Below are 13915 nucleotides of genomic sequence, written 5' to 3' on the forward strand. Positions count from 1 at the left end.
CCTGCACCGGCTCGTAGGGCTGCTGCACCGGCTGGTGCGGGTGCTGCACCGGCTCGTAGGGCTGCTGCACCGGCTGGTGCGGGTGCTGCACCGGCTCGTAGGGCTGCTGCACCGGCTGGTGCGGGTGCTGCACCGGCTGGTACTGGGTGTCCCAGGTCTGGCCGTCCCAGGTCTGGGTGTACGGCTCGTGGGCTCGTGGGTCCTGTGCGTACGGGTCCTGGGCGTGCGGGTCCTCGTACGGCGGCTGTTGGCCGTACTGGCCGTACTGCCCGTACGGATACTGCTGCTGATCGCTCATGCTGGGGTCACCCTCCTGCGAACGGCGGAAGCACCTCGACCGTGCCGCCCTCGGCAAGCCGTACCGTCTCATGCTCGCGGGTTCCGACGGGATCACCGTCGACGAGGAACGAGCACCGCCGCAACACCTGCACCAGCTCACCTGGGTGTCGCGCCCGGGCGGCGTCGAGCGCCTCGGCCAGGGTTGCTGCGGCGTAGGGCTCTTCGGCGGTGCCTGCGGCGGCCTTGGCGGCGGCCCAGTAGCGGATGGTTCCCGCGGGCATGGGTGGCTCCTTCTTGGGGGTGCGTCGCGCGGGTCCATGATGCCGGGTCGTGGGCGGGCGGGTGTTTCCCCTCCCCGCCCCTTCCCGAAACTGGGGCTGCGCCCCAGACCCCCTCTTTGTCCTCAAGCGCCGGACGGGCTTGATTTTGCCGCGCCGGACGGGCCTGGTTCTGCACGCGCGGACGGGCTGGATCTGTCTCGCACCGACGGGGACGAATCCGCCGCGCAGGACGGGCCCGGGCCTTGCCTCGCCGGACAGGGAAACCGATTCTGCCGCGCCGGACAGGCATGACTCCCGCGCCGGACCGCCCGGGTTCGGCGGTCATTACTTCCGCAGCAGCCACTCCCCCACCCGTCCCAGCAGCTCCGCCCCGGCCGCGTTCTCCGCATGTCCCATTCCCGGCTCGATCCAGAGCTGTACCCCCTCCGCCGCGCCTGCCAGCATCCGCGGGTGGTCCAGTGGGAAGTACGGGTCCCGGTCGCCGTGCACGATCAGCAGCGGGGTGGGTGCGATGAGGGGTACCGCGTCGACCGGGGAGAGCGGGACGGGGTTCCAGTCCTCGGTGTGGATCCGGGTGCCGAAACCGACCCGGCCCACCAGCCGGCCGAGCGGCCGGGTCACCACCCAGTGCAGCCGGCGCATGGGGGCGGTCCCCCGGTAGTACCAACGGGCCGGGGCGCTCACCGCGGCCACCGCGTCGACCCGGGCTCCGCTCAGCGCAGCGTGTCGCAACACCACCGAGCCGCCCATGGAAAAACCCACCGTCACCACCCGGCGGTGGCCGAGCGTGCGGGCCCAGTCGACCGCGGCGGCGAGATCGAGCACCTCCCGGTCGCCCACCGTCGAACGCCCGCCCGACCGCCCGTGCCCGCGGAACGAGAAGGTGATCACGGCCGCGTGTTCGGCGAACACCCCGGCCGCCCGGCGTACCGCGGGCTTGTCGACCGCCCCGGTGAAACCGTGCGCCAGCACGATCGCGGCGTCCGTGGAACCGGTCGTGCACGGCTCGTACCGCGCCTCGATACGGACCCCGTCCCGGGTCAGCAGCATGACGCGCCGGTCGCCCGTGGTGACCGAGGAAACACGGAAACCATGCTGCTGACCTTCTGTCTCGGAGCTCATGTGGGCTATTCTGCTGGGATAAGGACCTGGGCAGAGTTGCCTCCAGGTCCTTTTGTGCTTTCGGCGCGTTGTATACGAAAGGCGGCGCCGGCGTGGCGAACCCCGTGGAACGGGGTGAGCGGGTACGAACCAGCAGTGCCGTATACGTCCTCGCATCGAGGAGGAACGACGTAATGGGCGAGCGAACCGTGCACGACCGTATGACGACCATGGCAGGTGGGGCGCGATGAGCTCTCTGCTGCTCCTGACCAATGCCCTCCAGCCGTCGACGGAGGTGCTCCCCGCCCTCGGACTTCTGCTGCACAGTGTGCGGGTCGCTCCCGCCGAAGGCCCGGCGCTCGTCGACACCCCGGGTGCCGACGTGATTCTCATCGACGGACGGCGCGACCTGCCGCAGGTCCGCAGCCTCTGCCAACTGCTCCGCTCCACCGGCCCGGGCTGCCCGCTGGTCCTCATCGTGACGGAGGGCGGTCTCGCGGCCGTCACCGCCGACTGGGGCATCGACGACGTGCTGCTGGACACGGCCGGCCCGGCCGAGGTGGAGGCGCGGCTGCGGCTGGCGACCGGTCGGCTCCAGCTCACCTCGGACGACTCCCCGATGGAGATCCGCAACGGCGACCTCTCGGTCGACGAGGCGACGTACAGCGCCAAGCTCAAGGGCCGGGTGCTGGACCTGACCTTCAAGGAGTTCGAGCTGCTCAAGTACCTCGCCCAGCACCCGGGACGGGTCTTCACCCGCGCCCAGCTGCTCCAGGAGGTCTGGGGCTACGACTACTTCGGCGGTACCCGGACGGTCGATGTCCACGTGCGGCGGCTGCGCGCCAAGCTCGGCCCCGAGCACGAGTCGCTGATCGGCACCGTCCGCAACGTCGGCTACCGCTTCGTCACCCCGGAGAAGGCCGAGCGATCCGGCGAGGCGACCAAGCCGAAGACGGGCGGCCGGCCCGCCGACGGCCCGGCGTCAACCCCCGGCTCGTCCGTCACCGTTACGGAGGAAGCCGCACCGTCGACGGAGGAAGCTGTCCGACCAGCAAAACGGTAGGTCCATGGACTGGTCCATCCGCGTAGACTGCCGCGCGTGGCCAAGGTGACGCGGGACGACGTAGCGCGACTGGCGGGGACTTCGACCGCGGTCGTCAGTTACGTCATCAACAACGGACCGAGGCCGGTCGCCCCGGCCACGCGCGAGCGGGTGGTCAACGCCATCAAGGAGCTGGGGTACCGGCCGGACCGGGTGGCTCAGGCCATGGCCTCGCGCCGCACCGATCTCATAGGAATGATCGTGCCGGACGCCCGGCAGCCCTTCTTCGCCGAAATGGCGCACGCGGTCGAACAGGCCGCCGCCGAACGCGGAAAGATGGTCCTGGTCGGAAATTCCGACTACCGCACCGAGCGTGAGCTCCACTACCTGCGGGCCTTTCTCGGCATGCGGGTCTCGGGCCTGATCCTGGTCAGCCAGGGCATGAGCGAGCCGGCCGCCGCCGAGATCGAGGCCTGGGACGCCCGGGTCGTGCTGCTGCACGAGCGGCCCGAGGCGATCGACGACGTCGCGGTCGTCACGGACGACATCGGCGGAGCCCAGCTCGCCACCCGCCACCTCCTCGAACACGGCTACCCGTACGTGGCCTGCCTCGGCGGTGTCGAGTCGACCCCGGCCGTCGGCGACCCGGTGGCCGACCACGTCGAGGGCTGGCGGCGGGCCATGCAGGAGTCCGGCCGCTCCGTCGAAGGGCGGCTCTTCCAGGCGCCGTACAACCGCTACGACGCCTACCGGGTCTCGCTGGAACTGCTGGCCGGCCCGGACCGGCCCCCGGCCATCTTCTGCTCCACCGACGACCAGGCGATCGGCGTGCTGCGAGCCGCCCGGGAGTTGCGCATCGATGTGCCCGGCGAGCTGGCCGTCGCCGGTTTCGACGACGTGAAGGAAGCCGCCCTCACCGACCCGCCGCTGACCACGATCTCCTCGGACCGCCCGGCGATGGCGCGGTCCGCGGTGGATCTCGTACTGGACGACTCGCTGCGGGTCGCCGGATCCCGGCGTGAGCGGCTGAAGCAGTTCCCCTCGGCTCTGGTGGTCCGGCGCTCCTGCGGCTGCGCGTAGCAGGTCGCCGGTTCGCCTTTATATCGGGCATACAGGGTTCTGTCGGGCTTCTCAGCGGAGACTCAGAAAACTCTCATGGTCGGTGGACAGGCTGTGTACATGACCGAGAACCCGGAGTACCCCAACCCGCAGCACGAAGATGCGTACGCGGCCCGGTCCTACCCGCCGCCGCCCGCCCACGAGCCGTACGCGGCCTGGCCGCCGCCCGCTCCGACGGCAGTCCATGTCAAGCCCAAGCGGGCCAAGCGGCCGATCGCCCTGCTCGCCGCCGCGGCCATCGTCTCCGCGGTGGTGGGTGGCGGTTCGGCAGCGCTCACCGAGTCCTTCCTGGACAACGGCAGCAGCAGCCCGGCCGGCACGGTCAGCGGCACCACCGTCTCGCAGTCGAGCAGGGGCACGGTCTCCGGCGTCGCCCAGGCCGTCTCGCCGAGCATCGTCGAGGTCAAGGCCACGTCCACCGCCGGTCAGTCCACCGGTGCGGGCGTGATCGTCACGGCCGCGGGCGAGATCGTGACCAACAATCACGTCGTCTCCGGCGCGGACACCGTCAAGGTCGCCCTGAGCGACGGGAAGTCGTACACCGCCAAGGTCGTCGGCACCGACCCGGACAAGGACCTCGCCCTGCTCAAGGTGTCCGGCGCCGGCAGCCTCAAGCCGGCCTCGCTCGGCGACTCCGGCAAGATCGCCGTCGGCGACCAGGTCGTGGCCATCGGCTCCCCCGAGGGCCTCACCGGCACGGTCACCAGCGGCATCATCTCCGCGCTGGACCGTGACGTCACGGTCGCCAAGGACGAAGGCCAGGATCAGCAGCAACAGCAGCAGGGCGGTGGCGGCTCGGAGAACTGGCCGTTCCAGTTCGGCGGCCGGCAGTTCAACGGCGACACCGGTGACTCCACCACCACCTACAAGGCGCTGCAGACCGACGCCTCGCTCAACCCGGGCAACTCCGGTGGCGCGCTGATCAACATGAACGGCGAGGTCATCGGCATCAACTCGGCGATGTACTCGGCCGCCGCACAGAGCAGCGACAGCTCCAGCGCGGGCAGCGTCGGCCTCGGCTTCGCCATCCCGATCAACACGGTCAAGGCCGACCTCGCCAACCTCCGGGCCGGCGGCAGCAGCACCAACAGCTAGGTCCTGTCCGGCAATAGGAGGCTCCCCGTGGCCACACCTCTGCACGTCACCGTCAACCGAGCCAGGCACGCCCTGCTCACCGCGGTCTCCTGGGCGGACCCGGCGGATCTCGGCCTGCCCTTCGCACTCGCCCAGGCCGAGGCGGGCCGGGCACCCGCCCGGGCCCCGGAGATCCGCAGTGCCCCGGCCGCCAAGGGGCGTGCCGCACGCCGCCGACGGGCGGCCGTGCGAGGCTGAAAGGGCCCGCACCCGACATCCCGCGATCCGAGGACAGACAACCGATGAGCCCCGCCGAAGACGGCCGCGACCAGCAACGCATCCTGATCGTCGACGACGAGCCCGCCGTGCGTGAGGCCCTGCAGCGCAGCCTCGCCTTCGAGGGCTACGGAACGGAGGTCGCCGTCGACGGTCTCGACGCGCTGGCCAAGGCGGGCCCGTACGAGCCGGACCTCGTGGTCCTCGACATCCAGATGCCGAGGATGGACGGCCTGACCGCCGCCCGCCGGCTCCGCGCCTCGGGGTCCACGACCCCGATCCTGATGCTCACCGCCCGCGACACCGTCGGCGACCGCGTCACCGGACTCGACGCGGGCGCCGACGACTATCTGGTGAAGCCGTTCGAACTGGACGAGCTGTTCGCCCGGATCCGCGCGCTGCTGCGCCGCAGTTCGTACGCCGCGGCGGCCGGCGAGGTGCCGGACGACCACGTGCTGACCTTCGCCGATCTGCGGATGGATCTGTCGACCCGCGAAGTGATGCGCGGGGACCGGCGGGTGGAGCTCACCCGCACCGAGTTCACCCTGCTGGAGATGTTCCTGGCGCACCCGCGCCAGGTACTGACCCGGGAGCAGATCCTGAAGGCCGTCTGGGGCTTCGACTTCGAGCCGAGCTCCAACTCGCTGGACGTGTACGTGATGTACCTGCGCAGGAAGACCGAGGCCGCCGGCGAGCCGAGGCTGGTGCACACGGTCCGTGGCGTCGGCTACGCGCTGCGGACGGGGAGCGCCGAGTGAGACTGCCGGAGCCCGTGCGCTGGTTCCGGCGGCTGCCGCTCCGGTCCCGGCTCGCGATGCTGACCGCCGCCGCGGTGGCGTTCGCGGTGGCGGTGGTCTCGGTGATCTGCTGGTTCCTGGTGGAGGAACGGCTGTACGCCGAGGTCGACTCGAATCTGGCGGGCCAGACCGTGCGGCTCAACCCCGGTGCGGTGCGCTGCATCCCGGCGCCGGTGGCCCAGGGCGACACCCATGGGCCGAAGCCGGTGTACTACTTCCAGTTGGTGGAGCCCGACAGCACCGTGTGCATCGTCGACACCATCAGCACCGCCGGTGTCCTGAAGGTCGACCGGAGCGACGTCCAGGTGGCGAAGTCGCCCGAATCGTCCCGCCGCCGGTTCCGCAACGGCGTGGACACCGACGGACACCCCGTCCGCATCCTGACCGCCCCGGTGTACGCGCCCAACGGGGCGCCCTACCCGGGCATCGCGAAAATGATCGCGTACCCACTGGCCGACACCCAGCGGACCCTCAGGGAACTCGCCCTGCTCCTCCTCGGCGTGTCCGGCGTCGGAGTCATCGGGGCCGGCGCCGCCGGACTCGGCATCGCCCGCGCCGGTCTGAAACCCGTCGACGAACTCACCCGGGCCGTCGAACACGTCGCGCGCACCGAAGACCTGACGATCCGCATCCCGGTCGAGGGGGACGACGAGATCGCCCGGCTGTCCGAGTCCTTCAACTCCATGACCGCCGCCCTCGGCGAATCCCGCGACCGGCAGGCACAGCTCATCGCCGATGCCGGGCACGAGCTCCGCACACCGCTCACCTCGCTCCGTACCAACATCGAGCTGCTCGCCCGCAGCGAGGAGACCGGACGGGCGATCCCGCCCGACGACCGGAAGGCGCTGATGGCGTCGGTCAAGGCGCAGATGACCGAACTGGCCGCGCTGATCGGCGACCTCCAGGAACTCTCCCGGCCGGACGCCGCCCGGTCCGGCCCGGTGAAGGTCGTCGCGCTGCACGACATCGCGGAGTCCGCGCTGGAGCGGGCGAGACTGCGCGGACCCGAGCTGACGATCAACGCCGGACTCGAACCGTGGTACGTACCGGCGGAGCCCGCCGCGCTGGAGCGGGCCATCGTGAACGTCCTCGACAACGCGGTGAAGTTCAGCCCGCCGGGCGGCACCATCGACGTGGCCCTGCACCGGGGCGTGCTGACCGTACGGGACCACGGTCCGGGCATCCCGGCCGAGGAACTGCCGTACGTCTTCGAGCGCTTCTGGCGTTCACCGTCGGCGCGTTCACTGCCCGGTTCCGGGCTGGGCCTGTCGATCGTGGCCCGCACGGTGCAGCAGTCCGGCGGCGACATCGGACTCCGGCCCGCGCCGGGCGGCGGCACCGAGGCTACAATCCGCATCCCGGGCGTGCCGACACCGCCGCCGGCCGGAGCCCCGTAAAACGGCGGCCCGGGGGGGTGGGACACCACGGCGGTGCCCCACCCCCCGGCTGTTACTTCACGAGGGTGATCCGGTCCGCGGCCGGCGGCGCGATCGGCGCGGACGCCGTCGAGTTGGCCGCCAGGTAGGCGTTGAACAGGTCCAGGTCGGACGCGCCGACCAGCTTGTTCGTCCCCTGGCCGAGGGCCGCGAAGCCGTCGCCGCCGCCCGCCAGGAATTCGTTCATCCCGACCCGGTAGGTCGCCGCCGGGTCGATCGCCGTGCCGTTGAGCTTGATGGTGTCGGTGACCACCCGGTCCGCACCGGTCTTCGTCATGTCGAGGGTGTAGGTCAGCCCCCTGGACACCTGAAGGATCTTCGGCGACGCCTCGTTGGCGCCACTGACCTGCTGCTGGAGCGCGCTGATGAGCTGCGCCCCGGTCAGGTCGACGACGTTCATCATGTTGGTGAACGGCTGCACGGTGAACGCCTCGCCGTAGGTCACCACCCCGTCGCCCTCACTGCCGCTCGCCTTGTACACGAGGTCGGAGCGGATACCGCCGGGGTTCATGAGCGCGAGTTGCGCGCCGCCCTTGTCGGCCGGGGCCAGCCCGGCGAGCTGGGCGTCGGCGATCAGGTCGCCGAGCGGCTCCTCCGGGGTCGTCGCTCCCCGGCCGTTGATGTCGGCCGAGATGTAGCCCTGCGGCTTGTCGGCGATCGGCGCGGCCAGCGTGTCCCAGCGGGCGATCAGGTCGCTGATGTCCTGCGCCTTGGGCTGGTCACGGCTGACGATGTGGTTCGCCGAGGTCACCGACTTCACCGAGGTGCGGACGATGTCCTTCGTCCTGCGGTCGTAGGTGAGCGTGGTGTCCGTGTAGAGCCGGCCGAAGGAGGCCGCCGAAGTGACCATCCGCGGTTTGCCGGACGGGTCCGGGATGGTGCACACGTACGCCTGGTGGGTGTGACCGGTGACCAGCGCGTCCACCTTGGGCGAGATGCCCTTGGCGATGTCCACGATGGGACCCGAGATACCGTCCCCGGCGCCCGGCGAGTCGCAGTCGTAGTTGTACGAGCTGCTGGCCGGCAGCCCGCCCTCGTGGATCAGCGCGACGATCGACTTGACGCCCTGGCGGTCCAGTTCCTTGGCGTACTTGTTGATCGTCTCGATCTCGTCGTGGAACTTGAGCCCCTTGACGCCGTTGGCGGTGACGATGTTCGGCGTGCCCTCCAGGGTCACCCCGATGAAGCCGATCTTGACGCCGTTCTTCTTCCAGACCGTGTACGGCTTGAGGATCGGCTTGCCGGTCTTCTCACTCGTCACGTTGGCGGCCAGGTACGGGAAGTCGGCGCCCGGGAACGTTTTGCCCGTCTCGTAGCAGCCGTCGGTCGGGTGGCACCCGCCGTTCTGCATCCGCGCCAGTTCCGTCGCGCCCTCGTCGAACTCGTGGTTGCCGACGGAGGTGACATCGAGCTTGATGTCGTTGAGCGCCTCGATGGTCGGCTCGTCGTGGAAGAGCCCCGACAGCATCGGGCTGGCGCCGACCATGTCGCCGGCGGCGGCGGTGATCGAGTACGGGTGGCCCTTACGGGCGGTCCGCAGCGAACTCGCCAGATACTCCGCGCCACCGGCGGGAATCGACTTCACCGTCCCGTCCGGCTGCGTCTCGGCCACGGTGCCCGATGAACCGGCCGGCGGCTCCAGGTTTCCGTGCAGATCGTTGAAGGACAGCATCTGCACGTCGACGGTGGGGTCGTGCGCGGGCTTGTGCTGCCCGTGCCCGCCGTGCCCGCCGTGCCCGTGCCCGTGCGCACCGGCCGGCATCGCCGCGACGAGCGCCCCGGCGGTCGCAAGCCCGGCAGCGGCGGCGAGGAGGCGCCGCGTCGCACGGCTGCCTCGGCTTCTGTGAGGTGTCGCTGACATTCGTCCCCTTGTGAGGTCTGTGTGAACGGTGAGGGGTGCGAGCGGCAGCCTAGAGTCAACGCGCGTAGCGCGACAGGGGGGTGGCGGTTACGAGGCGGTTTCCGTTGAGCGTGCGGCCACTCGTTCGGTGGAACAGGGCAGGGCAGGAACGCATGTACGCGAGTTGCTGCCCAGCGCCGACGACCTCACCCGCATCGCGCACCAGGTGCTCCATTCCGCACCCGCCAACGACTGACCCCCGTGACAGCCCGGGTCCCGGCGCCGCCCGCCGTACGCTCGTCACCATGACGAACGCGCCCGCAGGCCCCATCCCCGGCCGACAGATGCAGACCCTGGACACCCTCACCGACGACCAGCAGCAGGCCGTGCTCACGCTGCTCGCCGAGGCCGCGCGCAATGACGGACAGCAGGCCGTCTCCGAACAGGGGAGGCTCCAGCTGCGCGGTGAGAAACGGGACGGGGTGCAGCATTTTCTTGTCGGCGTCGACGACACGCTCACCGGGTACGCCCAGTTGGAGGCCACCGACCCGGTCGAAGCGCCCGCCGCGGAACTGGTCGTCCATCCTTCGTATCGCGGGCAGGGCCACGGCCGTGCCCTGGGGTCCGCGCTGCTCGCCGCCTCCGGGAGCAGGCTGCGGGTGTGGGCACACGGAGGCCACTCCGCCGCCCGGCACCTGGCTCAGGTGCTCGGCCTCTCGAGGTTTCGTGAACTGCGACAGCTGCGGCGCCCGTTGGTTCCGCTCGACATCCCCGAGCCGGTCTACCCGGACGGCGTGAGCGTACGTACCTTCGTGCCCGGCGAGGACGACGCCGCCTGGCTCGCGGTGAACGCCGCCGCCTTCGCGCACCACCCCGAGCAGGGCCAGATGACCCAGCGCGACCTGGACGACCGCAAGGCCGAGTCCTGGTTCGACCCGAAGGGGTTCTTCCTCGCGGTACGCGCATCGGACGAAGGCCCGGGCGGCGAGATCATCGGTTTCCACTGGACGAAGGTGCACGCCAAGGAGCAGCTGGGCGAGGTGTACGTGGTCGGCATCCACCCCGACGCGCAGGGCGGCGGCCTGGGCAAGGCACTGACCGCGACCGGACTGCGCCATCTCGCGGCGCAGGGGCTGCCGACGGCGATGCTGTACGTCGACGAGGACAACACGGCGGCCGTCACGGTGTACGAGCGGCTGGGCTTCACCACCCACGAGGTGGACCTGATGTACCGGACGGAGTCCTGACCCGGCCTACGGGCCGGGGCCGGTTGCGGGGCCGGTTGCCGGGGGCGGTGTCGACCAGGAGTTGACACCGCCCCCTTCTTTGCATCACCCTTCCACTACTTAATTAGTGAAAGGGGGTGGGCGAGTGATCGAGTTCCGGATCGACCGGCGCAGCGGCGTCTCGACGTACCTCCAGATCGTCCAGCAGACGAAACAGGCGCTGCGCCTGGGCCTGCTGCAGCCCGGCGACCAATTGCCCACCGCACGCGCGGTCGTGGAAGCCACCGCCATCAACCCCAACACCGTCCTCAAGGCCTACCGCGAGCTGGAACGCGAAGGCCTCGTCGAAGCCCGGCGCGGGATGGGCACCTTCATCCGGAAGTCGCTCGGGCGGACCCCGCCCGCCGACTCCGCGCTGCGCGCCGAGCTCGCCGAGTGGGCCGGCCGGGCCCGCACCGCCGGACTGGACAAGGACGACGCGGCGGCGCTCTGCGCATCCGTACTCGACGACTGCTTCGCGCATCAGAGCTCCCAGGGGGAAGCGAACGTATGACTGACACCGCCATCGAGGCCGCCGGCCTCGGCAAGACCTACCGGCGGCGCGGCTGGGCGCTGCGGGACTGTTCCTTCCGCTTGCCCACCGGCCGTATCTGCGCCCTCGTCGGCCCCAACGGCGCCGGCAAGTCCACGCTGCTGGCCCATGCGGCGGGGCTGCTGCGGCCGACCGAGGGCACGATGCGGGTGCTCGGTGGCACGCCCGCCGATGCCAGGGAGCGGATCGCGTACGTCGCGCAGGACAAGCCGCTGATCGGGCAGTTGACGGTCGCCGAAACCCTGCGGATGGGCTACGAGCTGAACCCGGCCCGCTGGGACCCGGCCACCGCCGAACGGATCGTGACGGACGGCGCACTGGACCCGAAGGCCGGGATCCGCACCCTCTCCGGCGGACAGCGCACCCGCGTGGCCCTCGCCCTGGCCCTGGGCAAGCGCCCCGACCTGATGCTGCTCGACGAGCCGATGGCCGACCTGGACCCGTTGGCCCGTCACGAACTCATGGGCATGCTGATGTCCACCGCACTCCAGCACGGCACCACGATCGTGATGTCCTCGCACGTGCTGGCCGAACTGGAGGGCGCCTGTGACTACCTGCTGCTCCTCGACGGCGGCCGGGTGCAGCTCGGTGGTGAGACCGAAGAACTGCTGGCCGTGCACGCGCTGCTGACCGGGCCGGTGGCCGACCTCGGTCCGCACACGGTCATCGAGTCCCGGACCACAGGTCGCCGGATGACCGCTCTGGTACGGCGGGACGGCCCCATCTCGGGTGACTGGCAGGCCGTGGAACCTTCCCTGGAGGAACTGCTGCTCGCGCATCTGCGCTCCCCCGACGCGCCCGCGCTGCTCACCCCCAGCTCCGAGCGCCGCACGGGGGTGACGGCATGAGCGTGCCAGGTACGGCCACCGCAGCCGGCCCCACGCCGGGCACGAACGCCCCGGGCCGCGACCGGTCGCTCATCCGCGGGTCCTGTTGGGTCGTGATCCGCGGGCACCGGACAGCGTTCCGGTGGGCGGGGGCACTCTTCACGGTCTGCGCCGCGCTGCTGATCGTGGCGCGGCTGTGGGCGCCGGTCTCGACCGGTCCCGGCCTGCTGGAAGGGGCCACCTACGGCAATTTCATGGCCGCGGGGAGCGCCCTGGTCCGCCTGCTGCCGGTCGCCGTCGGCGCATTCGTCGCGGGCCCCTTGGTCGCTCGGGAGCTGGACTCCGGCACGTACCAACTGCTGTGGACGCAGTCGGTCTCCCCCCTGCGCTGGTTCGCGGTCAAGCTCGCCGTACCCACCGCCGCGGCCCTCGCGGCGGCGGGCGTTCTGGTGGGCGTCTGCCGCTGGTCGTGGACGGGCCGCCCCCGTGGGAACTGGGAGAACGGGCTGCACTGGTTCGATTACTACGGCGTGATCGGCCCGGTCGGCGTCGCCATCGTGCTGCCGGCCGTCGCCATCGGTGCGCTGGCGGGTCTCCTCGTGCGACGCACCCTGGCCGCCATGGTGGCCTGCGTGGCCGCTGTCGGCGTCGTGGAGGGGGTGCTCGGGGCCCTGCGCGGCCATCTGTGGCCCGCCAGGACGGTGATCGGCTCCCTCAGGGACGGCTACCTGGGCGCAGGCAGCGGATGGCCCCTGGCCGACGGCGCCATCACCTCCGGTGGCGCACACGTGACCGACCCGATCTGCGTGGACGACCAGCAGTGCTGGGCCGACCATCACCTCACCGGTTTCTACAACACCTACCAGCCCACCTCGCACTTCTGGCCCCTCCAACTCGTCGAGACCGGCATCCTTCTGGCCCTCGCCATCGTCGTGGCAGCGGTCGCCTTCCGCGTGCTCCGGAAGAAGGTGTCCGCATGAGCGCTTCCGCCCTGCCCGCAGCGGCCCCCCATGGCGGCCGGCTGAGCCCCACCGGACTGGTCTGGACGGTGCTGCGGGTACACCGACCCGCGCGGTGGGTCTGGATCGGCTACGTCGCCGTCACCGCGCTGCTGCTCCTTTGGATGGTGGGCCCCGGAACGACGGCCGCCACCGACGAGATCGCCCGCTGCGCAGCGCATTCCTGCGCAAGTCACTCCGCGGTGTGGCGCTACAAGTACGCGCTGATGGCCGTGAACGCACTGATCCGCGCCGCGGCCTACGCCGCCCCCGCGTTCGCAGGCGCGGCGCTGGTCGGCCGGGAGCTGGAGAACCGCACCAGTGTCCTGGTGTGGACCCAGTCGGTCACCCCCGTGCGCTGGCTCGCCACCAAGCTGGCCCTGCCCGCCCTGTTCGTCATCGCGGGCACCGGCCTGCTGGCCGCGCTGTACCGCTTCGCGATGTCCCGGCGCTTCGGCATCGGCGACTGGAGCCCGTATGACGGCAGCGTGTACCTCAATGCCGGTCCACTCGCCGTCGGGTATCCGCTGCTCGGTCTAGCCCTCGGCGCTCTCGCGGGACTGGTACTGAGCCGCGCGGTAGCCGCGCTCGTCGCCGGCACCGCTGCCACCGCGGCCCTGGCCTGGGCGATCGGCCACTGGCGCTATCTTCTCCAGCCGTCGCAGACCATCACGTCGAAGGCCTTCACCGGCGTCCCGCCGGGCTACAGCATCCAGACCTACTGGATCGGCCCCTCGGGCACCCGGCTGCATGAGGCACCGATGCGCTGCGTGCAGCAGACATGCACCCCGGACCCCAGCGGGCACTACGTCTACGAGTACCAACCGCTCTCCCACTACTGGCCCCTCCAACTCGTGGAGACCGGTATCGTCCTCGCCCTCACCGCCATCGCCGTGGCCGTCGCCTTCCGGCTGTTGCGCCGCCGCCACGGCTGATCGGGGCCCGGCCGCGGGCCGGGGCCGGAGCAGGCCCCCGCCCGCACCTCGGACGTCATGTCCCCGTTACCCGTCATTCAGACACGCTTGCG

Annotated in this window: 14 protein-coding genes and 1 pseudogene; 11 read left to right on the forward strand and 4 right to left on the reverse strand. The window is 70.9% G+C overall.

The window, feature by feature from the left end; translation table 11 throughout:
• The 3 genes and pseudogenes from AB0M87_RS30135 to AB0M87_RS30145 all read right to left on the reverse strand — a co-directional run.
• Window positions 1-298, reverse strand: a pseudogene (locus AB0M87_RS30135) (hypothetical protein); the annotation flags it as partial.
• A gap of 7 nt (window positions 299-305) precedes the next feature.
• On the reverse strand, window positions 306-560 hold the full coding sequence (locus AB0M87_RS30140; RefSeq protein ID WP_365858558.1) for a MoaD/ThiS family protein: 255 nt from the start codon (window positions 558-560) through the stop codon (window positions 306-308).
• A 324-nt stretch (window positions 561-884) separates the two neighbouring features.
• Window positions 885-1682, reverse strand: a complete 798-nt coding sequence (locus AB0M87_RS30145) for an alpha/beta fold hydrolase (RefSeq protein ID WP_365858560.1) — start codon at window positions 1680-1682, stop codon at window positions 885-887.
• A 226-nt stretch (window positions 1683-1908) separates the two neighbouring features.
• Between AB0M87_RS30145 and AB0M87_RS30150 the strand changes: the two genes are divergently transcribed.
• From AB0M87_RS30150 to AB0M87_RS30175, 6 genes are all read left to right on the forward strand, one after another.
• Window positions 1909-2724, forward strand: a complete 816-nt coding sequence (locus tag AB0M87_RS30150; RefSeq protein ID WP_365858562.1) for a response regulator transcription factor — start codon at window positions 1909-1911, stop codon at window positions 2722-2724.
• Between the two features lie 36 nt (window positions 2725-2760).
• Window positions 2761-3783, forward strand: a complete 1023-nt coding sequence (locus AB0M87_RS30155; RefSeq protein ID WP_365858564.1) for a LacI family DNA-binding transcriptional regulator — start codon at window positions 2761-2763, stop codon at window positions 3781-3783.
• A 99-nt stretch (window positions 3784-3882) separates the two neighbouring features.
• Window positions 3883-4917 (forward strand): trypsin-like peptidase domain-containing protein, encoded by a 1035-nt coding sequence (locus tag AB0M87_RS30160; protein WP_365858566.1) that lies wholly within the window; start codon window positions 3883-3885, stop codon window positions 4915-4917.
• Window positions 4918-4944: 27 nt separating this feature from the next.
• The gene (locus AB0M87_RS30165; RefSeq protein ID WP_365858568.1) at window positions 4945-5154 is read left to right on the forward strand and encodes a hypothetical protein; all 210 of its coding nucleotides are present in this window, start codon (window positions 4945-4947) and stop codon (window positions 5152-5154) included.
• Between the two features lie 44 nt (window positions 5155-5198).
• On the forward strand, window positions 5199-5930 hold the full coding sequence (locus AB0M87_RS30170; RefSeq protein ID WP_365858570.1) for a response regulator transcription factor: 732 nt from the start codon (window positions 5199-5201) through the stop codon (window positions 5928-5930).
• A gap of 2 nt (window positions 5931-5932) precedes the next feature.
• Complete coding sequence (locus tag AB0M87_RS30175) at window positions 5933-7366, forward strand: HAMP domain-containing sensor histidine kinase (RefSeq protein ID WP_365858645.1); 1434 nt, start codon at window positions 5933-5935, stop codon at window positions 7364-7366.
• 52 nt (window positions 7367-7418) lie between these two features.
• Here AB0M87_RS30175 and AB0M87_RS30180 read toward each other — a convergent pair whose 3' ends face one another.
• Window positions 7419-9266 carry a bifunctional metallophosphatase/5'-nucleotidase gene (locus AB0M87_RS30180; protein WP_365858572.1) on the reverse strand — a complete coding sequence of 616 codons (1848 nt, stop codon included), beginning with the start codon at window positions 9264-9266 and terminating at the stop codon, window positions 7419-7421.
• A gap of 284 nt (window positions 9267-9550) precedes the next feature.
• Here AB0M87_RS30180 and mshD point away from each other — a divergent pair, with 284 nt between their 5' ends.
• From mshD to AB0M87_RS30205, 5 genes are all read left to right on the forward strand, one after another.
• Entirely contained in the window at window positions 9551-10492 is a 942-nt protein-coding gene (gene mshD / locus AB0M87_RS30185) for a mycothiol synthase (protein ID WP_365858574.1), read from the forward strand.
• Between the two features lie 124 nt (window positions 10493-10616).
• Window positions 10617-11024, forward strand: a complete 408-nt coding sequence (locus AB0M87_RS30190; protein ID WP_365858576.1) for a GntR family transcriptional regulator — start codon at window positions 10617-10619, stop codon at window positions 11022-11024.
• A complete protein-coding gene (locus tag AB0M87_RS30195) occupies window positions 11021-11911 on the forward strand; it encodes an ABC transporter ATP-binding protein (RefSeq protein WP_365858578.1) in 891 nt (296 codons plus the stop codon). Before AB0M87_RS30190 ends, AB0M87_RS30195 begins: the two co-directional genes overlap by 4 nt.
• Entirely contained in the window at window positions 11908-12870 is a 963-nt protein-coding gene (locus AB0M87_RS30200; protein ID WP_365858580.1) for an ABC transporter permease, read from the forward strand. Before AB0M87_RS30195 ends, AB0M87_RS30200 begins: the two co-directional genes overlap by 4 nt.
• A complete protein-coding gene (locus tag AB0M87_RS30205; RefSeq protein WP_365858582.1) occupies window positions 12867-13823 on the forward strand; it encodes a hypothetical protein in 957 nt (318 codons plus the stop codon). Before AB0M87_RS30200 ends, AB0M87_RS30205 begins: the two co-directional genes overlap by 4 nt.
• The last annotated feature ends 92 nt before the right edge of the window (window positions 13824-13915 follow it).

The organism is Streptomyces sp. NPDC051320 (genome assembly GCF_040682175.1).
Lineage (GTDB): Bacteria > Actinomycetota > Actinomycetes > Streptomycetales > Streptomycetaceae > Streptomyces.